Below are 21,012 nucleotides of genomic sequence, written 5' to 3'. Positions count from 1 at the left end.
GTCCCGCGGTGACCGACCCCCACCGGACGAACCCCCGCCGGGCGACCGGGCGTGGCAGCATCGCGGGTATGACGACGGCCGGCCCGACGGCGCGCGCGGACGCGCGGCTGCGCGAGCTCGCGCTGCTGCGCCGCGTCCGCGACCGCATGGACCGCGAGTTCGACCGCCCGCTCGACGTCGAGGCGCTCGCCCGCGGCGTGCACCTGTCGGCCGGGCACCTCAGCCGGCAGTTCCGCGCCGCCTACGGGGAGTCGCCGTACCAGTACCTCATGACCCGCCGGATCGAGAGGGCGGCCGCCCTGCTGCGGCGCGGGGACCTCAGCGTCACCGAGGTGTGCTTCGCGGTGGGCTGCCAGTCGCTCGGCACGTTCAGCACCCGGTTCACCCAGCTCGTCGGCGTCCCGCCGAGCGTCTACCGGGCGCAGGCGGCGGCCGACCTCGCGGCGCCGGCGGGCCTCGCGGGGATGCCGCCGTGCCACGCCCGGGCGGTCTCCCGACCGGTCAGGAACCGAGAAGCCCTCGGTGCCGGGCGCGTCTAGCGTGACCGGCATGGACCTCACCATCCACTCCAGCTTCCTGCCGCACGACGACGCGGACGCCGCGCTCGCCTTCTACCGGGACCTGCTCGGGTTCGAGCTGCGCCTCGACGTCGGGTACGAGGGCATGCGGTGGCTCACCGTCGGCCCGCCCGGGCAGCCCGACACCGCGATCGTGCTGCACCCGCCGGCCGTGGACCCCGGCATCACCGACGAGGAGCGCGCGACGGTCCTCGCGATGATGGCCAAGGGCACCTACGGAGGTCTGCTGCTCGCGACCCCCGACCTGGACGCCGTCTTCGACCGGCTCCAGGCCGCCGACGTGGAGGTGGTGCAGGAACCCACCGACCAGCCGTACGGGGTGCGAGACTGTGCCGTCCGCGACGCCGCCGGGAACCTCATCCGCATCCAGCAGCGTCGAGGCTGAGCCGCACAGCACCCCCCGCCCAGCACCGACGGAGGCACGATGCCCGCTCCCCACCCCGCCGACACCCACGACCTGATCCGGGTCCGGGGCGCGCGCGAGAACAACCTCCAGGACGTCTCGCTCGACCTGCCCAAGCGCCGCCTCACCGTGTTCACCGGGGTCTCCGGCTCGGGGAAGAGCTCGCTCGTCTTCGGCACCGTCGCCGCCGAGTCGCAGCGGATGATCAACGAGACCTACTCGGCGTTCCTCCAGGGGTTCATGCCGAGCCTCGCGCGCCCCGACGTCGACCTGCTCGAGGGCCTGACCACCGCGATCATCGTGGACCAGGAGCGGATGGGCGCGAACGTGCGCTCCACCGTCGGGACCGCCACCGACGTCAACGCCATGCTGCGCATCCTGTTCAGCCGCCTCGGGCAGCCGCACGTCGGCTCGCCCAACGCCTTCTCGTTCAACGTGCCGTCCGTCAGCGGGGCGGGCGCCGTCACGTTCCAGAAGGACGGCAAGGAGGTCAAGGAGCGTCGCGACTTCTCCGTGACCGGCGGCATGTGCCCGCGGTGCGAGGGCATGGGGCAGGTCAACGACATCGACCTGAGCCAGCTGTTCGACGACTCGAAGAGCCTGGTCGACGGCGCGATCACCGTCCCCGGGTATGTGCCCGAGGGCTGGTACGTGCGGATCTTCATCGCGTCCGGCCTCGTCCCCGGGGACAAGCCGATCCGGGAGTTCACCGACACCGAGCGGCACGACTTCCTCTACCGCGAGCCCACCAAGGTCAAGATCGAGAACACGAACATGACCTACGAGGGTCTCGTGCCCAAGATCCAGAAGTCCTTCCTGTCGAAGGACCGCGACGCCATGCAGCCGCACATCCGGGCGTTCGTGGACCGCGCCGTGACCTTCACCCCGTGCCCCGAGTGCGGCGGCACCCGGCTCAGCGAGGCCGCGCGCTCCTCGAAGGTCGGCGGCATCAGCATCGCCGACGCCTGCGCCATGCAGATCAACGACCTCGCCGCGTGGGTGCGCGGGCTCGACGAGCCGTCGGTCGCCCCGCTGCTCACCGCGCTGTCCGAGACGTTGGACTCGTTCGTCGAGATCGGCCTCGGCTACCTCTCGCTCGACCGGCCGTCCGGCACCCTGTCCGGCGGCGAGGCGCAGCGCACCAAGATGATCCGGCACCTCGGGTCCTCGCTCACCGACGTCACCTACGTCTTCGACGAGCCCACCGTCGGCCTGCACCCGCACGACATCCAGCGGATGAACGACCTGCTGCTGCGGCTGCGCGACAAGGGCAACACGGTCCTCGTGGTCGAGCACAAGCCCGAGACCATCGCCATCGCCGACCACGTCGTCGACCTCGGGCCGCGCGCCGGGACCGCCGGCGGCACGATCATGTTCGAGGGCACCGTCGCCGACCTGCGCGCCAGCGACACCCTCACCGGCCGGCACCTCGACGACCGCGCCCACCTCAAGGACGCCGTCCGCACGCCCACCGGCGCGCTGGAGATCCGCGGCGCCGACAGCCACAACCTGCAGGGCGTCGACGTCGACGTGCCGCTCGGCGTCCTCACCGTCGTCACCGGCGTCGCCGGGTCCGGCAAGAGCTCGCTGATCCACGGGTCCGTCGCCGGGCGCGACGGCGTCGTCTCCATCGACCAGGGCGCCATCCGCGGCTCGCGGCGCAGCAACCCCGCCACGTACACCGGGCTGCTCGACCCGATCCGCAAGGCGTTCGCCAAGGCCAACGGCGTCAAGCCCGCCCTGTTCAGCGCCAACTCCGAGGGCGCCTGCCCGACGTGCAACGGCGCCGGGGTCGTGTTCACCGACCTCGGCGTCATGGCGAGCGTCGCCTCCACCTGCGTCGAGTGCGAAGGTCGCCGGTTCCAGGCCGCGGTGCTGGAGCTGCGGTTCGGCGGCAAGAACATCGCCGAGGTTCTCGCCCTGCCCGCCGCCGAGGCCGCGGAGTTCTTCGGTGCGGGGGAGGCCCGCACCCCCGCCGCCCACGCCATCCTCGAGCGGCTGGTCGACGTCGGCCTCGGGTACATCTCGCTCGGCCAGCCGCTGACCACCCTGTCCGGCGGCGAGCGGCAGCGGCTCAAGCTCGCGACCCACATGGGGGAGAAGGGCGGCATCTACGTCCTGGACGAGCCCACCACCGGCCTGCACCTCGCGGACGTCCAGCAGCTGCTCGGGCTGCTCGACCGGCTCGTCGACGCCGGGCGGTCCGTCATCGTGATCGAGCACCACCAGGCCGTGATGGCGCACGCCGACTGGATCATCGACCTCGGGCCCGGCGCCGGGCACGACGGCGGGACGGTCGTGTTCGAGGGCACGCCCGCCGACCTCGTGGCCGCGCGGTCCACCCTCACCGGGGAGCACCTCGCGCAGTACGTCGGGGCCTGAGCGAGCGGTGTCGGTGACCGCCTGGCCGGTGCTCAGTCCGTGCTGAGCACCGGCCAGGCGCCGTCCGACCAGTTCGCGAGGACCGTCGCGGTGACGTCCGTCGCCGGGTCGTACCAGGTGCGGCCGGACACCCCCGCGTCGTAGCCCTCCAGCACCAGCGCCTCCGAGTCCAGGCCGCGCCAGAAGCCCGCGCCGTACCGCATCCCCTCGTCCTCGACCACCGACCGGGGGTCCGTCAGCGCGGCGAGCGTGCCGGCGGAGACCAGGTCGCCCGCCAGCAGCGCCCGCCAGAACGCCGCGAGGTCGGCCGCCGTAGCGTGCGCCCCGCCGTCGCCCGTCGCGACCACCGGCAGGTGCAGCACGTTCGTCCGCAACCCGTCCGCGTCCAGGTAGCCGCGGGCCACGTCGCCCGGCAGCGCGTCCGAGCGCAGGAACCCGCTGCGTGACATCCCCGCGGGCGTCAGCACCCGCTCCGTCACCAGGTCCGCGAACGGCACCCCCGCGACCCGCTGCGCCACCACGGCCAGCAGCGCGTACCCCGAGTTGTTGTACGCGAACCCCGTGCCCGGCGCCTGCACCTGCGGGCGGCCGTCCAGCTCCGGGAGGAACGCCTCGACGTCGTCCAGCTCGTGCACCGGGCGCCGCAGCACGTAGTCCGTGATCTCGCCGCCCGCCGACTCGTCGATGTAGTCCCCGATGCCGGACGTGTGGCTCAGCAGGTGGTCCACCGTCACCGCGTCGTCCACCAGCGGCAGGTCCGCACCCAGCACCTCACGCACCGGCGTCGCGAACCCGAGGACCCCCTCGTCCACCAGCGTGCCCACCGTCAGCGCCGTGAAGCCCTTCGCGATGCTCGCCAGCCCGAACCGGTGCCCCGGCGTGCACGGCACCGCGTGCGCCCGGTCCGCCAGGCCGTAGCCCTGCTCGTGCACCGCCGCTCCCGCGTGGTCCACCCGGATCACCCCGCTGAACCCGGAGGCGAGGGCGCGCTCGTGCAGGGACGTGGCGGTGCGGGCGGCGTCGTCGGCGGTCATCCTGCGACCCTAGGTCGGCTCGTGCGCCTCCAGCCAGGGGATATCCGCGGACGCGGGGCGGGTGGTAGCACCCGGGTCCGACCGTCGACCGCTCAGCGGGCGGTCGTCGCGCCCGATCAGGGAGGACGTGCCGACGCCGACCCGCGCCAGCGGAGATGGTCGTCGCACTCCTGAGCACCGGCACCGCGCTCGCCGTCGGCGTGCGCGTCCGGAGGTCGCGCGGCTGACCCCCTGCCCCGCACGACCTGACCGACCGCCCGTCCCCGACCTCGGGGGCGGGCGGTCCGTCGTGCGGGCGTCGTGCGGGCGTCGTCCGTGGTCAGCCGACCCGCTGCGCGGAGGCGACCCGCACCGCCGCGGCCATACCGCCGTCACCGAACGTGACCTCGGGTGCGGGCGCGCCGGGCCCGGCGACCGCGAGGTCCTCCCAGTCGGCGAGGCGGCGGGCGGCCGTCGCGTCCAGGGCCAGCAGGACCTCGCGCAGGTGCCGCTCGAACAGCGGGCGGTGGCGGTCGACGAGGTACCGGTAGAGCTCGGTGCGGTGCGCCATGCTGTGGACGTTCGCCGACGCCGGTGCCGTCCGGTACGCGATCAGCGGCTCCGGCACCACCGCGACGCGGCCGCCCGGCGTGAGCAGCCGCAGCGCCAGGTCCCAGTCCTCGAAGCCGCCGCGCATCTCCTCGTCGTACCCGCCCGCCGCGGCCCACCCCGCGCGGCGCATCACGATCGACGCCGGGCACGCGTTCCGGTGCAGGAAGTCCACCGCCCGCCCACCGGGCGCGCGCACCACGCCCGCCGCGACGCCGTGCATCCGCAGCCACGACGACGCGGCGACAACCTCCGGGTCGACCAGCAGGTCCGCGGTGCGGGCGAGGAAGTCCGGCTCCCACCGGTCGTCCCCGTCCAGCACCGCGACCAGCGGCGCCGACGTCGCCGCGATCCCCGCGTTGCGCGCGGCGCTCACGCCGCCGTTCGGGAGGTGCAGCACCCGGGCGAGACCCGCCGCGGACACCTCCGCCAGCACCGCGCGCGACGCCGGGTCCGTCGAGCCGTCGTCGACCACCACGACCTCCGCCGGTCGGCGCGTCTGGGCACGCACCGACAGCACCGCCTCGCGGACGAGGTCGCCCTGGTCGAACGCGGTCACGACGACGGCGACGTCACTGGTCATGGGCGCACGCTAGCGCGCGGGGGCAGGACGCGGTCAGGACGGCGGCAGTGGTGCCGGGACGGGACCCGGGGTGGGCTCGGGGGCCGGCTCCGAGGCGGTGCCGCGCCAGATCGTCAGGGCGCCGGACGCGATGACCACGACGATCCCCAGCAGCACCGCGGGCGCCAGCACCTGACCCAGCATCACGGCGGCGACCAGCGCCCCCATCACCGGGTCCACGGCGAACAGCGTCCCCACCACCCGGGCCGAGGACAGGCGCACCGCGAGGAAGTCCATGCTGAACGCCAGCGCCACCCCGAGCAGGCCGGACAGCACCAGGGGCAGGACGTCGGCCGAGGTCAGCGACGGCGCGGCCGCGACCTGGAACGGACTGAGCACCAGCGCGCCCACGGTCACGCTGAGCGCGAGCCCGCTCAGCCCGCCCGTCTCCTCGCCGACCTTCCCGGCCAGGACCGTGTACCCGGCGAACGCGACGGCGGCGCCCAGGCCGAACACCAGCCCCCACGCGTCCGTGATCCCGCCGCCGCCGGCGACGAGGGCCACCCCGGCGAGCGTGACCACCGGCAGCGCCCTGGTCCAGCCGCGTGCGGCGGCCGCCGCCACCGCGAGCGGACCCAGGAACTCCAGCGTCACGGCGACGCCGAGGGGGATGCGGGCGACCGCCTGGTAGAAGAGCACGTTCATCGCCGCCATCGCGACGCCGTACAGCACGACGCCCCGCCAGGCGGCCGGGGACAGGCCGCGCACGCGGGGGCGTGCGACCAGCAGGAGGACGACGGCAGCGACCGACATCCGCAGACCGGACACCCCGAGGACGCCGAGGTGGTCGAACAGGCCCTCGGCGAGGGCCGCCGACGTCTGGATGGCCAGCGAGCCGCAGGCGACGAGGACGGCGGCGAGGGCGGCACGCGCACGGGCGCGCCGCAGCAGGTGGGACAGGTGAGGCACAGGAGTTCCTGACGTGAGCAGAGGCGAGGGCGCGTCTGACGACGTCGAGCACCCCGCGCGGCTCAGCGGCCGGTCGCGGGGTCGGGCACGTCGTCCGTCAGCGGGCGGACGGTCCTCGGCGTGCGGCGCAGCCCCACGAGCTCATCGGATCCATGCCGCGGAACGTAGCACGGCCCGCGTCGGCGCTGCTCACGCGTCCGCCGCGGGGAGTGCCGGGGTGCGGGTGGCGGCACGTCCGGTGCGCGGCGCTGCGTCGGCCGTGAGGCGGACCGGGCCCGCGCCCTGCTCGCCGAGGACGTCGTCGGGATTCAGCAGCGTGCACGCGCGCAGCGACAGGCAGCCGCAGCCGATGCACCCGGCGAGGTCGCGCTCCAGGTTCTCGATCGTGCGGCGCCGCTCCTCCAGCTGCGCCCGCCACGCGCGGCTCATCCGCCGCCACTCCGCCACCGTCGGCGGGCGGTCCGCGGGCACCGTCGCGAACACCTCGGCGAGCTCGCCCAGCGGGATGCCCAGGCGCTTCGCGACGACGATCAGCGACACCCGGCGCAGCATGTGGCGGGCGTACCGGCGCTGGTTGCCGCTCGTGCGCTCCGAGGTGATCAGCCCCTCGCGCTCGTAGAAGTGCAGCGCGGACACCGGGACGCCCGTGCGACGGCTCACCTCGCCGACGGACAGCAGGTCGTCCGACGCGCGGGTGGCCACCGGATCGGGCATCGGAGTCAGTCCTCGCGGACCTGCAGCGGCAGCGTCGCGATCACCGGGTGGTCGAAGTCCTGCGCGCCCGCGCGGGCCGCGCCGCCGGGGGAGCCCAGCGTGTCGAAGAACTCGACGTTCGCCTTATAGTACTCGCTCCACTGCTCGGGGACGTCGTCCTCGTAGTAGATCGCCTCGACGGGGCACACCGGCTCGCACGCCCCGCAGTCCACGCACTCGTCGGGGTGGATGTACAGCGACCGCTGGCCCTCGTAGATGCAGTCGACGGGGCACTCCTCGATGCACGCCTTGTCCTTGACGTCCACGCAGGGCTGGGCGATCACGTACGTCACGCGGGGGTCCTTCCGTCCCGGCCCGGCCGGTCGTCCGGGCCCACCGACGACGGTAGAACCTCAACCGGGGTTCAGGTCAACGCCGCGTGAGGCACGGCACACGGTCGCGGTGCAGGATCACCTCTCGCCCGGGACCACCAGGCCCGCCTCGTACGCCAGGACCACCAGCTGCGTGCGGGCCGTGCAGCCGGTCTTCGTCAGCACCGCGTGCACGTGCGCCTTCACCGTCGCCACGCTGATCCCCAGCGCCGCCCCCGCCTCCTCGTTCGAGCGGCCCCGCGCCACCGCGAGCAGCACGTCGCGCTCCCGCGCCGTCAACCCGTCGAGCGACGACGCCGCGGCGCCCGGGGCCGACGCACCCGGCCGGTGCGCCCGCCGCCACTGCTCCAGCACCAGACCCGTCACCGCCGGGTCCAGCAGGTTGCCGCCCGCGTGCACCCGCCGCACCGCCGCCACCAGCGTGCCCGGGTCCGTGTCCTTCAGCAGGAAGCCGTCCGCCCCCGCCTGCAGCGCCCCCGTCACGTACTCCTCGTCGTCGAACGTCGTCAGGATCACCACCCGCGTCCCCGCGCGCTCCGGGTCCGCCCGCAGCGCCCGCGTCGCCGCGATGCCGTCCGTCCCCGGCATCCGGATGTCCATCAGCACCACGTCGGCCCGCGTGCTCGCCGCGAGCGCCACCGCCTCCGACCCGTCACCGGCCTCGCCCACGACCTCCAGGTCCGGCTCGTGGTCCACGATCATCCGCAGACCCAGGCGGATCATCGCCTGGTCGTCCGCCACCAGCACCCGTACCGGGGCCACCGCGTCCTCCGTCGTCGTCGCCGTCGTCGTCATCCCAGGGGCACCTCCAGCCGGACCCGCCAGCCCGCGCCCTCCGGGGCCGCCCGCACCGTCCCGCCGCAGGCCGCCGCCCGCTCCCGCATGTGGACCAGGCCGTGCCCACCGTGAGCCGCCACCGCCGGATCGGGGCGGCGGGCCGGACCGGCGTCCTGGACGTCCAGGACCAGCACCCCTGACGACGTCGTCAGACGCACGGTCGCGCGCTCGGCGTCCGAGTGGTGCAGCACGTTGGTCAACGCCTCCTGGGCGATCCGGACGACGGACAACCCCACCTCCGGGGGGCACGACGGCCACGGGTCGGGGAGCGTCGCGTCCACCGGCAGACCGGCGCCGCGCACCCGGTCCACGACCGCGCCGAGGTCGGCGAGCACGGGGACCGGGGACGACTCCGGGGGGACGCGCACGGAGTGTGCGGCTGGAACGAGTGAAACAGCTGGGACGAGAGGGGCGGGCTCGGCGGGCGGGACCGGCTCGGACGCGGGCGGCTCGGGCGCCGTCTGGCGCGCAGGAGCGTCGTCGCGGAGCACCCGCACCACCGACCGCATCGCCCCCAGCGCCTCCCGACCCGCCGGGGCGATCCAGCGCACCGCCTCGCGGTACTCCTCCGGACGGTCCGCGCCGACCCGGTCCGCGGCCTGGGCCCGCACCACGATCGCCGTCACGTGGTGCGCGACGACGTCGTGCAGCTCCCGCGCGATCCGGGTGCGTTCCGCCTGCACCGCCGCGCGCTCCCGGACCGACTGCAGCGCCTGCAGCTGGGCGTTGCGCACCGCGAGCGACGCGCCCGCCTCCGTCAGGCGGTGCACCATCGCGCCGATGACCGTCGCCGCCACCACGATCAGCACCAGCATCACCGTGCGGGACGTGTCGATCACCAGGCCCCAGCCCGCCAGGAGCACCCGCAGCCCCTCGACGCCCACGTGCAGCCCCACCACCGTCACCACCGACACCCCACCGACCAGCACCGGGGACATCCCCGCGCTCGTCGCTGCGAACGCCGCCACGACCAACGGCACCACGTGGAAGTCCGACCGCAGCGCACCGCCGTCCACCAGCACCGCGTAGACCGCCGAGTACCCCAAGGTCACCAGCCAGAACCCCGTCCGCGGGGCCGTCCGTCGCAGGGCCAGGGCCGTCGCGGTGCCGAGACCCGCCCAGAGGAACGCCTCGGACGCGCTCGTGTACCAGAACCCCAGGCGCCGGCCCAGCAGCACCGTCGCCGACCACGCGGCCAGCACGACCGCCGCCACCGCGAGGTCCACGGCGAGCGTCCGACGGGTGGGGCTGGGCACGCGACGAGCCTACGGCGGGGCTGGGTCCGCGTGGTGAGCGCTCGCCGAGCCGTGCACAGGCGACGCGGGTGCGCACGGTCCCCAGGGCGGGCCGTGCGGAGGCGTGGGGACCGGGCTCGGTTGCCTAGCGTCCTGGACGTGACCGAGGACCCGGAGCAGCAGCCGACACCGCGTGCCGACGCGGCCGCCGACAGCGCGTCGCGCGGCGGACCGGACGACCGTCGCGGTGCGGGCGGCGCGCAGGCGGAGCGAGCCGGGCGGATCGACGGTCCCGGGCGCGCCGAGCTGACGGAGTCCGAGCTCGCTGACCGGCTGGCGACCGTGCCGGCGGGTGCGTTGCTCGCCTCGATCCTGGAGTCCCTCGACCTCGAGGCGCTCGACTCCTACGACATCGTCGAGGTCGCGGCAGCCGCCGACCGCGCGGCGTCGTGGGCGCACCGGGTGAAGGTGGCCGCCGCGGCGGCGCTCCACGAGCACCCGGACATGCGTCCGCGGGCTCCCGTGGTCGGCGGGCGTGGCGCCCTCGAAGCGCGGCAGCTCACCGCCGCCACCCTGGCGATGCGCCTGCAGGTCCCCGCCCGCGAGGCCGACGCGCTCGTCCGGGAGGCCCAGGCGTACGCCGGTGCGCTCGCCGACACCGGCGACGCGCTCGCCGAGGGCGCCATCGACCCGCCCCGGGCTCGCGCCCTCGTCAACCGGCTCTGGGACCAGCCCGTCCCCGTCGCGCTCGCCGTCGAGTCCGACGTGCTGCCGGCGGCGCCCGGACGGACCGTGACCCAGCTGCGTCGCGACGTCGAGCGGTCCCTCGCGCGCCACGACGGCATCGAGGCGGCTGCCCGCGCGCGTGTCGCCCGCGAGCGCCGGTGCGTCTCCCGGCCGCGTCAGCTCGTCGACGGCATGGCAGGCCTGTGGGTCGTGCTGCCCGCCGTCCAGGCCGTACGCGTCGACCGTGTGCTCGACGCAGCGGCCCGCGCCGCCCGGGCGGCAGGTGACGAGCGGACCCTGGACCAGCTCCGCGCGGACGAGCTCACGACGCTCGTCACGGGGGAGCCGGACGTGCTGCTCGACGGGGCTCCTGCTCCCGGGATCGAGGTCGCAGCCGCACCTGTCCCGGACGCGGGCGGGTCCGCACCCGACGACGGTGGAGCCGCCCGGCGTCCCGGGCGATCGCCCGCGACCGTCGTCCACGTCACCGTCGCGCTCTCGACCCTGATCGGGGAGGACGACCTCCCCGCCGACCTCGAGGGGTACGGGCCGGTGGACGCCGTGCAGGCCCGCGCGCTCGCCCTGGGCGGGGTGTGGCGCCGGCTCGTCACCGACCCGCAGTCCGGGGCGGTGCTCGACGTCGGTCGGACCCGGTACCGCCCGCCCGCCGCGCTCGACGAGCACGTGCGGATCCGCGACCGGTACTGCTCCGCGCCCGGCTGCCTCGTCCCGTCCGCACGGTCCGACCTCGACCACACGGTGGAGTTCGGCGAGCGCGAGGACGGTGGACTCACCGGGACGACGAGTGCCGAGAACCTCGGCCCCGCTTGCCGGCTGCACCACCGGTTGAAGACCGAGGGCGGCTTCACCCTGCGCCAGCGGGTCGCCGGGCTGTTCGACTGGGGGACGCCGAGCGGACACGTGTTCCGGACCCAGCCTGGGGCGGACGCCCCGACGCTCCGGCTCTCGAGGACCGGACCGTCCGACCCCGGGTCCTCGTCCGAGGGCGAACGCCCGGAGAGGGGGACGGTGCCACCGTTCTGATCGCGTCGTCGACGTGCGCCCCGGGGTCGGCCGCTCCTCGGATCAGACGGCGGTGCGCACGACCATCTTCCCGGTGTTCGCACCCCGCATCATCGCGAGGAACGCCTCGACCGCGTGGTCGATACCGTCGACCACGGTCTCGTCCCAGACGATGTCGCCGGCCGAGAACCAGTCCTGCATCCGGGACCGGAACTCGGGCGCGTGCTCCAGGTGTCCGCCGAGCGTGAAGCCCTGGAGCGTCAGCCCGCGCGTGATGACGTTCGTGAGGTTGTCCGGGCCGGGGGTGCGCGACGTCGCGTTGTACCCCGCGATCGCGCCGCACAGTGCGAGACGACCGCCGGGGTTCATGACGTCGAGTGCCGCCTCGAGGTGGTCGGCGCCGACGTTGTCGAAGAAGACGTCCACACCGTCCGGGGCGAGGGCGGGCAGCTGCTCCCGCACGGGCGCGTCGCGGTAGTTCAGTGCGGCGTCGTACCCGTACTTGTCGGTCAGCAGGCGCACCTTCTCGGCTGAACCGGCCGATCCGATGACGCGCCGGGCGCCGAGCAGACGGGCGATCTGGCCGGTCGCGGTCCCCACCGCTCCGGCGGCCCCCGAGACGAACACGGTGTCGCCGGGCTGCATCCGGGCGATCGCGGACAGGCCGACGAAGGCGGTCATGCCCGTCATCCCCAGGATCCCGAGGTGGAGGGACAGCGGTGCGCCGGGCACCTCCGGGACGACCCGGAACGTGCTGGCGTCGGCCTGAGCGATGGTCCGCCACCCGTGCTGGTGCACGACCACGGCGCCGACGGGGAACCCGTCCACGGTGGAGGCGGTGACCCGGCCGACGGCGCCGCCCGTCATCGTCTCCCCGAGGGCGAACGGCGGGGTGTAGCTCTTGACGTCGTTCATGCGTCCCCGCATGTACGGGTCGACGGAGATGAACTCGTTCGCCACCCGGATCTCGCCCGGACGCGGGTCGTCGTACGTCACGTCCACGGCCCGGAAGTTCTCGGGAACGGGCCAGCCGTCCGGCCGGGTGCGGAGCTGGATCTGGGTGCTGACGACCTGCGGCATGCGCGGTACTCCTGATCGTGGTGCGTGGTGCGTGGTGCGTGGTGCGTGGTGCGTGGTGCGTGGTGCCGTGCCGTGCGCGCTCAGGCCGCCAGGCCGACCACGAGCGCGATGACGCCGAGCAGCGGCGGTACGAGCTGCTTGAGCGCGGCGGAGGTCTTGGTGCGGTCGGAGATCATCAGCACGAGCCCGGCCGCGACCATCGACCCGGTGCCGGTGAGCACGAGCGTGGCTCCGACGGCGGTCTGCCCGGTCGCGACGAGCACGATCCCGACGGTGACGGCGACGGCGAGGAACAGGTTGTAGAACCCCTGGTTGAACGCCAGGGCCCGAGTGGCGGTGGCCTCCTCGGGCGTGGTGCCGAAGACCGCGCGGGCGCGTGTGGTCCACAGCAGCGACTCGAGCACGAAGATGTAGACGTGCACGAGTGCGGCGACTCCGCTCAGCACGAGTCCGGTGGCGATCACGGCACGGGTCCTTCCGTCGGTGCGGGCGTGCGTCGCCAGCGATTGTGAACTGATCGATCCATAATAGGGTGGACCGGTCGGTGCACAAGTGGAGGTGGGTCGTGGGTCGCGCGCAGGCGTTCGACACGGAGCAGGTCGTCCGTGCCGCCCGGGCCGTGTTCTGGGAGCACGGCTTCGAGGCGGCCGCGCTCCCGACCCTGGAGCAGGCGACGGGCCTGAACCGGTCGAGCATCTACCACGCCTTCGGCAGCAAGCGCGGGCTGTTCGACGCAGCCGTGACGAGCTACCTGGACGAGGTCGTCCGTCCCCGGCTCCGTCCGCTCGTCGCCCGGGACATCGCACCGACCGCCCTGGACGAGTACCTGCGCGGTCTGCGGGGAGCGCTCGGCGACGCGACGTCGTTCACGGCGACCAACGGCTGCCTGCTCCTGAACGCCGCGGGGGCGCCGATCGCGCACGACGCGACGGTGGGCGAGACGGTCGCGGCCTACCGGGCGGAGCTCCGGGAGGCGTTCGGACGGGGCGTCCGTGCCCGGTTCCCGGATGCCGACGCCGACGAAGCCGACCGCCTGGCCGAGAGCTGCACGGCCCTCGTCGTGGCGGCGCTCGCGCTCACCCGCGTGGACAACGTGGCAGCGTTGCGCAGCCTCGACACCGCTCGCGCTCTCCTCGACGCCGCCTAGGACGCGTCGGCCCCGGCGGAGTCCGCCTTCGTCACCCCGCAGGACCGCCCGGCCGCCCGCCCCGGTGTACTCGTCCGTCCTCGCGCCCCGCCCCGCCCGCGCCGCGCGGCCCGGGTGTCGCGACCGGCGGAACGGTGGCAGGGTGGCCGCACGTCGGGGTTCGGGAGCCGGTGCCGGCTCTCACGGGCGTGGCGGCCGCGCGAGCAGCGGGCGGTTCCTGATCCACTCGAGGACGAGGGGTGCGCATGCGCGCGCTGACCTGGCAGGGACGTGGTCGTGTCGGTGTCGAGACGGTGCCGGACCCGGTGATCCAGGAGTCGACGGACGCGGTCGTGCGCGTGACGTCGACGGCGATCTGCGGGTCGGACCTGCACCTGGTCGGGGTGCTGGGCATGTACCTCGAGCGCGGCGACGTGCTCGGGCACGAGGTGATGGGCGTCGTCGAGGAGGTCGGCCCCGACGCCGCGCACCACCTGCGCGTCGGGGACCGGGTGGTGATCCCGTTCGGGATCGCGTGCGGGTCGTGCTACATGTGCGACCGGGGGTTGCAGTCGCAGTGCGAGACGACGCAGGTGCACGAGGAGGACAAGGGCGCGGCGCTGTTCGGCTACACGCGCCTGTACGGGAGCGTCCCCGGCGGGCAGGCCGAGCTGCTGCGGGTGCCGCAGGCGCACTACGGCCCGGTGGTGGTCCCCGACGACGGCGAGCCGGACGAGCGGTACCTGTACCTGTCGGACGTGCTGCCGACGGCGTGGCAGGCGGTGGAGTACGCGGCGGTCCCGCCCGGGGGGACGGTGGCCGTGCTGGGCCTGGGGCCGATCGGTCAGATGGCGGCGCGGGTCGCCCTGCACCGGGGTGCGGGCCGCGTGATCGGGGTGGACCTGGTGCCGGAGCGGCTGGCGATGGCGGCCCGGCACGGGGTCGAGGTCCTGGACGCGTCGCGGACGGGCGACGGGGAGATCGCCGCGGTGGTGCGGGAGGTGACGGACGGTCGCGGGGCGGACAGCGTGATCGACGCCGTCGGGATGGAGGCGCACGGCTCGCCGTTCGCGGAGGCCGCGCAGCGGGCGGTGGGGCGCCTTCCCGACCCGGTGGCCGCGGCGGTGACGGAGCGGGTGGGCGGAGACCGGTTGGCGGCGTTCCTCATCGGGCTGGACGCGGTGCGGCGGGGCGGGACGCTGTCGGTGTCGGGGGTGTACGGCGGGGCACGGGACCCGCTGCCGCTGGTGCAGCTGTTCGACAAGCAGGTGTCGGTCCGGATGGGGCAGGCGAACGTGCGCCGCTGGGTGGACGACCTGCTGCCGCTGGTGCAGGATCCCGCGGATCCGCTGGGGGTACTGGACCTGCGCACGCACCGGCTGCCCCTGGACCGCGCCCCGGAGGCCTACGAGATGTTCCAGCGCAAGCAGGACGGCTGCATCAAGGTGGTGCTCGACCCGACGGTCTGACACCGCGAAAACTCCGTGCCGCCGGCTGCGGTCGTGGTCCAGGATCGGTCCCATGACGAGCGAGGCGCTGCGGGACCGGGTCGTGGTCGTGACGGGTGCGAGCCGGCACCACAACATCGCGGCGGCGGTGGCGCGGCGTGCGGTGGCGGACGGCGCGGCGGTGCTGCTGCACGGCTGGGAGCCGCACGACGCCGAGCAGCCGTGGGGCGCGGACCCGGGGGCGGGCACGGCGCTGCTGGCCGAGCTGCGCGCCGCGGGAGGCCGCGCGGAGCTGGTGACCTCGGACTTCGCCGACCCGGACGCGCCGCACGCGGTGCTGGCGGCGGCGCGCGACGCGTTCGGGCACGTGGACGCCCTGGTGGCGACGCACGCGCGGTCGAGCGCGCAGACGCTGGAGGAGGTCACGGCGGCGGAGGTGGACCTGAGCGCCGCGGTGAACGTCCGCGCGACTCTGCTGCTGGTCCAGGCGCTCGCGGCCGGGCACGACGACGCGCGCCCGGGTGGGCGGGTGGTGCTGTTCACCTCGGGGCAGTACCACGGCGGGATGCCGGGGGAGCTGCCGTACATCGCGACGAAGGCGGCGCTGCACGGCCTGACGGCGAGCCTGGCGGTGCACCTGGCACCGCGGGGGATCACGGTGAACTGCCTGGACCCGGGGCCGACCGACACCGGTTACGCGGACCCGGAGACGTACGCGGCGGTGGCGGCGGCGAGCCCGCGCGGCCGCTGGGGCGAGCCGGAGGACGCCGCGCGCCTGGTCGGCTGGTTGCTCACGGACGACGCCGCGTGGGTCACGGGGCAGACGATCGCGTCGGACGGCGGGTTCTCGTCGCGGTGAACGGACCGTGCGCGCCCTTGTCGCCCGATGGCGAGGGAGTCGAGCGCGGCCCCGACGCCGCAGACGGCGGCGATGAGTCCCAGGTCAGCGCGACGGGGTAGGCGTGCCCGACGCTTGGGCCGCGTGCCCGAGGAGTCGTTCACACCTCGTTCGCCCGCCGCCCGCCCGGCGTCGGCCGACATCGCCTAGCCTGCGCCGGTGCCCGCGACCCCGTCACCTTCGTCACCCTCGTCACCTGCTCCGCGGTCCCCGGCCCGGGCGCGGTGGGCGGCGCCCCGCGCCGGCCTCCTGCTGGCGGGCGCCATCGCCGTGGAGGTCACGGGGTCGCTCGCGCTGCGGGCCGCGGTGGACCACCCCGCCTGGTACGCGGTCGTGGTCCCGGCGTACGTGACGGCGTTCGTGCTGCTGGGCGCGGTGCTGCGCGCGGGGATGCCGCTGGGGGTGGCGTACGGGGTGTGGGGCGCGACCGGGGTCGCGCTGACGGCGGCGCTCGGTGCGCTGGTGTTCGCCGAGCCGTTCACGCCGGTGGTCGTGGCGGGCATCGTCCTGATCATGGTGGGCGTGCTGGTCGTGGAGATCGGCTCGCAGCGTGCCCACCGCGAGCGTGGCGCCGCGACGGGTGGTGCGTGAGGTGGTGTGGCTGCTGCTCGCCGCGGCGATCGCGTGCGAGGTCGCGGCGACCCGGTCGTTGCGGGTCGCGAGCACGGGTGGGCCCCGCCGCTGGTACGCGGCGGTGGTGGCGGGCTACGTCGCCGCGTTCTCGTTCCTGAGCCTGACCCTCGCGCAGGGTCTCGGCATCGGTGTGGCGTACGGGATCTGGACGGCGACGGGGGTCGCCGTGACGGCGGTGGCGAGCCGCGTCCTGTTCGGTGAGCCGCTGACGCGGCTGATGCTGCTCGGAATCGGGTTGATCGTGGCGGGGGTGCTGCTGGTCGAGCTCGGGTCCGCGCACTGACCCGGCCGCGCGCGCCTCAGCCGAACGTCTCGTGCAGCACGGACCGCTCGGCGTCGGTGAGGTTGGACGCGACGAGGGTGCGGTGCGACCCGTGGAACCGCTCGCCGAGCCGGTCGAGGTCGGCGTCCTCGGTGACGGCGAACAGCGCCGAGGTGCCGGGGCCGAGGCCGTCGCGGACGCGCTCGATGTCGTCGGGGGAGATCCCGACGCCCTGCAGGTGCTTGGAGATCAGCCCGGTGGCGGCCCCGGCGGCGGCGCCGAGCAGCGGGACGAAGAACAGCGTGCCGAGCAGCAGACCCCACAGCGCTCCCCAGCCGGCGCCGCGCTTCTCGTCCTCGTGGGTGTGGTGCGCGGTGGGTCGGTCGGCCCCCGGCGGCCAGGAGACGACGGCGTGGTCGAGGACGGTGACGAGCCCGTCGCCGGCGGCGTCGCGCAGGACCCGCGCGGCCGCGGCGGCCCCATCGGGGGTGTCGAACCGCCAGACGGTGAACGCGGTCACGGCGGTGTCACTGGTTCTCGTCGAACGCGGCGCGCAGGCGGGCCTCGTCCTCGGCGGAGAGGTTGGTCTGCACGAGCTCGCCGTGGATGTTCTGCTCCTTGAGGGCGGCGAGGACCTTGTCGGGGACGGCGCCGGAGGACAGCAGGAACAGCGCGGACGTCCCGGGGGTGACGCGGTCGCGGACGGACCGGATGAAGTCGTCGTCGATGCCGACGTCCGCGAGCGCCCCGCCGAGCGCGCCCGCGGCGGCGCCGATGGCGGCCCCGAGCAGGGGGATGAAGAACAGCAGGCCGAAGAGCAGGCCCCAGAACGTGCCGCCGAGCGCCCCGGCGCCGGCGAGGTTGTTGGCCTGCCGGGTCTTGGGCTTCGTGCGGCCGGGCTCCCAGGAGACGGTGGCGGCGTCGTGCACCTGGATGAGCTGCTGCTTCTGGAGGGCCTGCAGGGCGCCCTCGGCGCGGTCGGCGCCCTCGGGGGTCTCGAACTTCCACACGCTGAGAGTGGCCACGGTCCCGCTCCTTCGTCCGCGTTGCTGGGTGACGTGCCCAGCGTCCGGTGCGGGTGGGGTCGGGCGCCTCACCCGCCCCGGATGATCACCGCGCGGACCAGCGAGGACGCCTCCGTGGCGCGTCCGGCGCCCGGCGAGGAGGGTGCTCAGCGCGCGCCGGGGCCGAGGACGCCCAGCGCCCGGACGGCGTCGCGCTCGTCCAGCAGCTCGGCCACGGACGCGTCGATGCGGGCGCGCGCGGTGGTGTCGAGGTCGAGCCCGGGGACGACCTGCCAGGTGCCGTCGGCGGCGACGACGGGGAAGGAGCAGACGACGCCCTCGGGGACGCCGTAGGACCCGTCGGAGAACCGCCCCGCGGAGGTCCAGTCGTCGCCGGGGACGTCGTGCCGCCGCAGGTGCTCGTGCTGGAGGACGGCGGTGGCGGTGGAGGCGACGGAGGACGCGCCGCGGGCGGCGATGATGGCGCCGCCGCGCTGGGCGACGGTGTCGACGAACGGCCCGTCGGCCCACTCCCGCCCGACGAGGTCGAGCGCGGGCCGGCTGCCGACGCGGGCGTGCCGCAGGTCGGGGTACTGGGTGCGGGAGTGGTTCCCCCAGACGGTGACCCGGGTGATGTCGGCCACGGGGGCGCCGGTGCGCTGCGCGACCTGGGCGACGGCCCGGTTGTGGTCGAGGCGGGTGAGGGCGGTGAACCGGTCGGCGGGGACGTCGGGGGCGTGGGAGGCGACGACGAGGGTGTTGGTGTTGGCGGGGTTCCCGACGACGAGGACCTGCACGCCGTCGGCGGCGACGTCGTTGAGCGCGGCGCCCTGGGGCCCGAAGATGCCGGCGTTGGCCTCGAGCAGGTCGGCGCGCTCCATCCCGGCGGTGCGGGGCCGTGCGCCGGCGAGGACCGCGACGTCGGCCCCGTCGAAGGCGTGCCGGGGGTCGCTGCTGACGTCGACGTCGAGCAGGACCCGCGAGGCGGCGTCCTGCAGCTCGAGCGCGACGCCCGCGGCGGCCTTGAGCGCGCGCGGGTGCTCGAGCATCCGCACCCGGACGGGGGTGTCGGGGCCGAACGCCTCGCCGCTGGCGACGCGGAACAGCAGGGCGTAGCCGATCTGCCCGGCAGCGCCGGTGAGGGTGAGGGTGAGGGGGTGGCTCATCGGGTCGCTCCGCTGCGAAGGGGTGGCCTGGGTCTGTCCGGTCCATTGAAGGCACAGTCCGGGGGCCCCTGCGCGGGCAGCAGCACCTACCCGGCGCGCCCCCCCGGTGTGGCCGCTGTCGCCTGCCCGCACCCCCGGCGCGTCACGGGAGGACGGCGGTCGCCTCGATCTCGACGAGCACCTCGGGCTGGTAGAGCACGTCGACGCCGATGAGCGAGGCGGGCGGCATCGGGCTGGGCAGCCCGAGCTCCGCGGCGACGGCCTCGACCCCGGCGAGGAACTCGCCCATGCGCTCGGGCCGCCACCGGGCGACGTAGACGGTGAGGCGGACGACGTCGGCGAACGTCGCGCCCGCCCCGGCGAGCCCGGTCGCGGTGTTCCGCAGGGCGTCGGCGACCTGCCCGGCGAGGTCGTCGGGCGCGAGCGGGCTGCCGTCGGCGGCCGCCGACCCGACCTGCCCGGCGACGTGCACCTGCCGGGTGCCCGTGCCGATCGCGACGTGGTGGTAGGGGACGGGCTGGGCCATCCCGGTGGGGCTGAGCAGCTGCACGGGCACGGGGTCCTCCAGGACTGGACGAGTAGGTACCCCCTTGCTACCTGGTGCCCTCAGGGAACTTCAACGAGACTAGGTGGCGTGACGGAAACCAGCACGGCCCCCGCGCCCGCCGACCGACTGGCCGAGCACCTCGCGGTGGGTGCCCCGCACCGCGAGCTGCTGGAGCAGGTGCTCGACACCTGGTCGATGCAGGTCCTGGAGGAGCTCTGCGAGGGACCCGCCCGGTTCAACCACCTCCGGCGCGCGATCCCCGCGGTCACGGCGAAGTCCCTCACGGCCACGCTGCGGAAGCTCGAGCGCAACGGCATCGTCGGCCGGGAGGTCGTCGCGACCCGCCCCGTCGCGGTCGAGTACCGGATCACCCCGCTCGGCAAGACGCTGCGCGAGCCCGTGGACGCCCTGCTGCTCTGGACGCGGACGCACCTCGCCGAGGTGGACGCCGCGCGGGACCGGTTCGACGCGCTCTGAGCGTCTGCCGCCCGCGTGCGGCAGGCTGGACCGGACGACCGCAGCAGGACCGAGCGAACCCCAGGAGCACCCCGTGCCGCAGGACACCGTCCGCACCGCAGGCCGGCTCGACGCCGTCGAGCGTCGCCTCGTCGTCGACTCCGACGTCGGCGAGGTCGGCGACGTCACGACGGTCCAGTCGCTGAGCGTGGTGCTGCGCGCACCCGCGGCGGAGGTCTGGGTCGCCTGCACGACCCCCGACCGCCTGGCCCGGTGGTTCGGGCCGGTGCACGGCGACCTCGGTCTCGGCAACCGGTACCAGGTGGAGGGCAACGCGGGTGGCACGGTCGAGTCGTGCGAGCCGCCCGAGGCGTTCGCGGTCACCTGGGAGTTCGACGGGGGCGTCTCGCGGGTCGCGGTGGCGCTGGACGTGGTGGACGAGGGCGCGACGCGGCTCACGCTGGTGCACGCGGCCGACGTGCCGCGGGACTTCTGGGACCGGTTCGGCCCCGGTGCCACCGGCGTCGGCTGGGACCTCGCGCTGCTCGGGCTGGCGCACCACCTGGAGACGGGTGCGGACGAGCCGGCCGAGACGAGCGCGTGGGGGACGTCGGACGACGCCCGCGCGTTCGTGGCGGGCAGCGCGGAGCGCTGGGGCGAGGCCGCGGTGGCGGCGGGCGTGGAGCCCGGTGGGGCGCGCGCGGCGGCGGCCAGGACCGCCGAGTTCTACTCCGCGGGCTGACCGTCGGTCCGTCGGGGGTCATCCGCCGCGGGTGAGGTGCCGCCGGGCGCGCACCCCTAGCGTCGGGGACCGGCCCGGGGGGAGGGTGTCGCCATGGGGACGTCCGGACCGGCTGGTCCCGAGGCGACGCTCCGCGCCCGGGTCGCCGCCCTCGAGGCGGAGAACGCCCGGCTGCGCGCGGCCGCCGGGGCCGGGTCGACGGCGGGGGGCGCCGGGACGGCCGCGGGC

At 75.1% G+C, this 21,012-nt stretch carries 24 protein-coding genes; 11 read left to right on the top strand and 13 right to left on the bottom strand.

All coding sequences use genetic code 11. The features are described from left to right. Window positions 1–68: 68 nt before the first annotated feature. From EBM89_RS10170 to EBM89_RS10160, 3 genes are read left to right on the top strand one after another with little or no spacing between them, the layout of a single operon-like run. Complete coding sequence (locus EBM89_RS10170; protein ID WP_122149339.1) at window positions 69–539, top strand: helix-turn-helix transcriptional regulator; 471 nt, start codon at window positions 69–71, stop codon at window positions 537–539. A gap of 10 nt (window positions 540–549) precedes the next feature. Then, window positions 550–963 (top strand): VOC family protein, encoded by a 414-nt coding sequence (locus EBM89_RS10165; protein ID WP_122149338.1) that lies wholly within the window; start codon window positions 550–552, stop codon window positions 961–963. A 39-nt stretch (window positions 964–1,002) separates the two neighbouring features. Then, a complete protein-coding gene (locus EBM89_RS10160) occupies window positions 1,003–3,363 on the top strand; it encodes an ATP-binding cassette domain-containing protein (RefSeq protein WP_122149321.1) in 2,361 nt (786 codons plus the stop codon). 32 nt (window positions 3,364–3,395) lie between these two features. On the opposite strand, the gene EBM89_RS10155 is transcribed toward EBM89_RS10160, so the two are convergent. The 7 genes from EBM89_RS10155 to EBM89_RS22435 all read right to left on the bottom strand — a co-directional run bounded on the left by EBM89_RS10155 (window position 3,396) and on the right by EBM89_RS22435 (window position 9,694). Further along, window positions 3,396–4,397 (bottom strand): serine hydrolase domain-containing protein, encoded by a 1,002-nt coding sequence (locus EBM89_RS10155; RefSeq protein WP_122149320.1) that lies wholly within the window; start codon window positions 4,395–4,397, stop codon window positions 3,396–3,398. A 319-nt stretch (window positions 4,398–4,716) separates the two neighbouring features. Further along, window positions 4,717–5,568 carry a glycosyltransferase family 2 protein gene (locus tag EBM89_RS10150; protein WP_122149319.1) on the bottom strand — a complete coding sequence of 284 codons (852 nt, stop codon included), beginning with the start codon at window positions 5,566–5,568 and terminating at the stop codon, window positions 4,717–4,719. A gap of 33 nt (window positions 5,569–5,601) precedes the next feature. Beyond that, window positions 5,602–6,516: an EamA family transporter gene (locus tag EBM89_RS10145; protein WP_233571658.1), complete on the bottom strand. Its 915-nt coding sequence runs from the start codon at window positions 6,514–6,516 to the stop codon at window positions 5,602–5,604. Between the two features lie 189 nt (window positions 6,517–6,705). Next, window positions 6,706–7,230 carry a redox-sensitive transcriptional activator SoxR gene (gene soxR / locus EBM89_RS10140; RefSeq protein ID WP_122149318.1) on the bottom strand — a complete coding sequence of 175 codons (525 nt, stop codon included), beginning with the start codon at window positions 7,228–7,230 and terminating at the stop codon, window positions 6,706–6,708. Between the two features lie 5 nt (window positions 7,231–7,235). Continuing rightward, window positions 7,236–7,562, bottom strand: coding sequence for a ferredoxin (fdxA, locus tag EBM89_RS10135; protein ID WP_122149317.1), 327 nt, complete (start codon window positions 7,560–7,562; stop codon window positions 7,236–7,238). Window positions 7,563–7,679: 117 nt separating this feature from the next. Next, window positions 7,680–8,396: a response regulator transcription factor gene (locus EBM89_RS10130; RefSeq protein WP_122149316.1), complete on the bottom strand. Its 717-nt coding sequence runs from the start codon at window positions 8,394–8,396 to the stop codon at window positions 7,680–7,682. Next, window positions 8,393–9,694: a sensor histidine kinase gene (locus tag EBM89_RS22435; RefSeq protein WP_147463516.1), complete on the bottom strand. Its 1,302-nt coding sequence runs from the start codon at window positions 9,692–9,694 to the stop codon at window positions 8,393–8,395. Before EBM89_RS22435 ends, EBM89_RS10130 begins: the two co-directional genes overlap by 4 nt. Window positions 9,695–9,832: 138 nt before the next feature. On the opposite strand from EBM89_RS22435, the gene EBM89_RS10120 reads away from it, so the two are divergent. Beyond that, on the top strand, window positions 9,833–11,443 hold the full coding sequence (locus tag EBM89_RS10120) for an HNH endonuclease (RefSeq protein WP_158609622.1): 1,611 nt from the start codon (window positions 9,833–9,835) through the stop codon (window positions 11,441–11,443). Between the two features lie 42 nt (window positions 11,444–11,485). Here the strand turns inward: EBM89_RS10120 and EBM89_RS10115 are convergent, their stop codons facing one another. Both EBM89_RS10115 and EBM89_RS10110 read right to left on the bottom strand, forming a co-directional pair. Continuing rightward, window positions 11,486–12,502, bottom strand: a complete 1,017-nt coding sequence (locus EBM89_RS10115; RefSeq protein ID WP_122149313.1) for an NADP-dependent oxidoreductase — start codon at window positions 12,500–12,502, stop codon at window positions 11,486–11,488. An 80-nt stretch (window positions 12,503–12,582) separates the two neighbouring features. Further along, window positions 12,583–12,966: a DUF1304 domain-containing protein gene (locus tag EBM89_RS10110; protein ID WP_122149312.1), complete on the bottom strand. Its 384-nt coding sequence runs from the start codon at window positions 12,964–12,966 to the stop codon at window positions 12,583–12,585. Between the two features lie 101 nt (window positions 12,967–13,067). On the opposite strand from EBM89_RS10110, the gene EBM89_RS10105 reads away from it, so the two are divergent. The 5 genes from EBM89_RS10105 (at window position 13,068) to EBM89_RS10085 (ending at window position 16,890) form a co-directional block, all read left to right on the top strand. After that, complete coding sequence (locus EBM89_RS10105) at window positions 13,068–13,649, top strand: TetR/AcrR family transcriptional regulator (RefSeq protein WP_122149311.1); 582 nt, start codon at window positions 13,068–13,070, stop codon at window positions 13,647–13,649. 245 nt (window positions 13,650–13,894) lie between these two features. Further along, the gene (locus EBM89_RS10100) at window positions 13,895–15,097 is read left to right on the top strand and encodes a zinc-dependent alcohol dehydrogenase (RefSeq protein WP_122149336.1); all 1,203 of its coding nucleotides are present in this window, start codon (window positions 13,895–13,897) and stop codon (window positions 15,095–15,097) included. Window positions 15,098–15,149: 52 nt separating this feature from the next. Further along, complete coding sequence (locus EBM89_RS10095) at window positions 15,150–15,935, top strand: SDR family oxidoreductase (protein WP_122149310.1); 786 nt, start codon at window positions 15,150–15,152, stop codon at window positions 15,933–15,935. 198 nt (window positions 15,936–16,133) lie between these two features. Beyond that, window positions 16,134–16,565 carry a DMT family transporter gene (locus EBM89_RS10090; protein WP_122149309.1) on the top strand — a complete coding sequence of 144 codons (432 nt, stop codon included), beginning with the start codon at window positions 16,134–16,136 and terminating at the stop codon, window positions 16,563–16,565. Between the two features lies 1 nt (window position 16,566). Next, entirely contained in the window at window positions 16,567–16,890 is a 324-nt protein-coding gene (locus EBM89_RS10085) for a DMT family transporter (RefSeq protein WP_122149335.1), read from the top strand. Window positions 16,891–16,906: 16 nt separating this feature from the next. On the opposite strand, the gene EBM89_RS10080 is transcribed toward EBM89_RS10085, so the two are convergent. The 4 genes from EBM89_RS10080 to EBM89_RS10065 all read right to left on the bottom strand — a co-directional run bounded on the left by EBM89_RS10080 (window position 16,907) and on the right by EBM89_RS10065 (window position 19,595). Then, window positions 16,907–17,389 (bottom strand): DUF1269 domain-containing protein, encoded by a 483-nt coding sequence (locus EBM89_RS10080; RefSeq protein ID WP_122149308.1) that lies wholly within the window; start codon window positions 17,387–17,389, stop codon window positions 16,907–16,909. A 7-nt stretch (window positions 17,390–17,396) separates the two neighbouring features. Beyond that, on the bottom strand, window positions 17,397–17,894 hold the full coding sequence (locus EBM89_RS10075) for a DUF1269 domain-containing protein (protein WP_122149307.1): 498 nt from the start codon (window positions 17,892–17,894) through the stop codon (window positions 17,397–17,399). Between the two features lie 146 nt (window positions 17,895–18,040). Beyond that, window positions 18,041–19,039 carry a malate dehydrogenase gene (locus EBM89_RS10070; RefSeq protein WP_122149306.1) on the bottom strand — a complete coding sequence of 333 codons (999 nt, stop codon included), beginning with the start codon at window positions 19,037–19,039 and terminating at the stop codon, window positions 18,041–18,043. 142 nt (window positions 19,040–19,181) lie between these two features. After that, window positions 19,182–19,595: a RidA family protein gene (locus EBM89_RS10065; RefSeq protein ID WP_122149305.1), complete on the bottom strand. Its 414-nt coding sequence runs from the start codon at window positions 19,593–19,595 to the stop codon at window positions 19,182–19,184. Window positions 19,596–19,673: 78 nt separating this feature from the next. Between EBM89_RS10065 and EBM89_RS10060 the strand changes: the two genes are divergently transcribed. Both EBM89_RS10060 and EBM89_RS10055 read left to right on the top strand, forming a co-directional pair. Then, on the top strand, window positions 19,674–20,063 hold the full coding sequence (locus EBM89_RS10060) for a winged helix-turn-helix transcriptional regulator (RefSeq protein WP_233571657.1): 390 nt from the start codon (window positions 19,674–19,676) through the stop codon (window positions 20,061–20,063). Between the two features lie 73 nt (window positions 20,064–20,136). Then, window positions 20,137–20,784: an SRPBCC domain-containing protein gene (locus EBM89_RS10055; protein WP_122149304.1), complete on the top strand. Its 648-nt coding sequence runs from the start codon at window positions 20,137–20,139 to the stop codon at window positions 20,782–20,784. The last annotated feature ends 228 nt before the right edge of the window (window positions 20,785–21,012 follow it).

It is taken from the genome of Cellulomonas triticagri, assembly GCF_003696205.1.
Taxonomy (GTDB): domain Bacteria; phylum Actinomycetota; class Actinomycetes; order Actinomycetales; family Cellulomonadaceae; genus Cellulomonas; species Cellulomonas triticagri.
This window is presented reverse-complemented; position numbering and strand designations above follow the sequence as displayed.

Excerpts from the sequence above, each read along its gene's own strand:
- EBM89_RS10130 (WP_122149316.1), bottom strand. The coding sequence starts at position 8,396 with ATGACGACGACGGCGACGACGACGGAGGACGCGGTGGCCCCGGTACGG.
- EBM89_RS10160 (WP_122149321.1), top strand. The coding sequence starts at position 1,003 with ATGCCCGCTCCCCACCCCGCCGACACCCACGACCTGATCCGGGTCCGG.
- EBM89_RS10170 (WP_122149339.1), top strand. The coding sequence starts at position 69 with ATGACGACGGCCGGCCCGACGGCGCGCGCGGACGCGCGGCTGCGCGAG.
- EBM89_RS10165 (WP_122149338.1), top strand. The coding sequence starts at position 550 with ATGGACCTCACCATCCACTCCAGCTTCCTGCCGCACGACGACGCGGAC.
- EBM89_RS10150 (WP_122149319.1), bottom strand. The coding sequence starts at position 5,568 with ATGACCAGTGACGTCGCCGTCGTCGTGACCGCGTTCGACCAGGGCGAC.
- EBM89_RS10100 (WP_122149336.1), top strand. The coding sequence starts at position 13,895 with ATGCGCGCGCTGACCTGGCAGGGACGTGGTCGTGTCGGTGTCGAGACG.
- EBM89_RS10095 (WP_122149310.1), top strand. The coding sequence starts at position 15,150 with ATGACGAGCGAGGCGCTGCGGGACCGGGTCGTGGTCGTGACGGGTGCG.
- EBM89_RS10155 (WP_122149320.1), bottom strand. The coding sequence starts at position 4,397 with ATGACCGCCGACGACGCCGCCCGCACCGCCACGTCCCTGCACGAGCGC.
- EBM89_RS10115 (WP_122149313.1), bottom strand. The coding sequence starts at position 12,502 with ATGCCGCAGGTCGTCAGCACCCAGATCCAGCTCCGCACCCGGCCGGAC.
- EBM89_RS10070 (WP_122149306.1), bottom strand. The coding sequence starts at position 19,039 with ATGAGCCACCCCCTCACCCTCACCCTCACCGGCGCTGCCGGGCAGATC.
- soxR (WP_122149318.1), bottom strand. The coding sequence starts at position 7,230 with ATGCCCGATCCGGTGGCCACCCGCGCGTCGGACGACCTGCTGTCCGTC.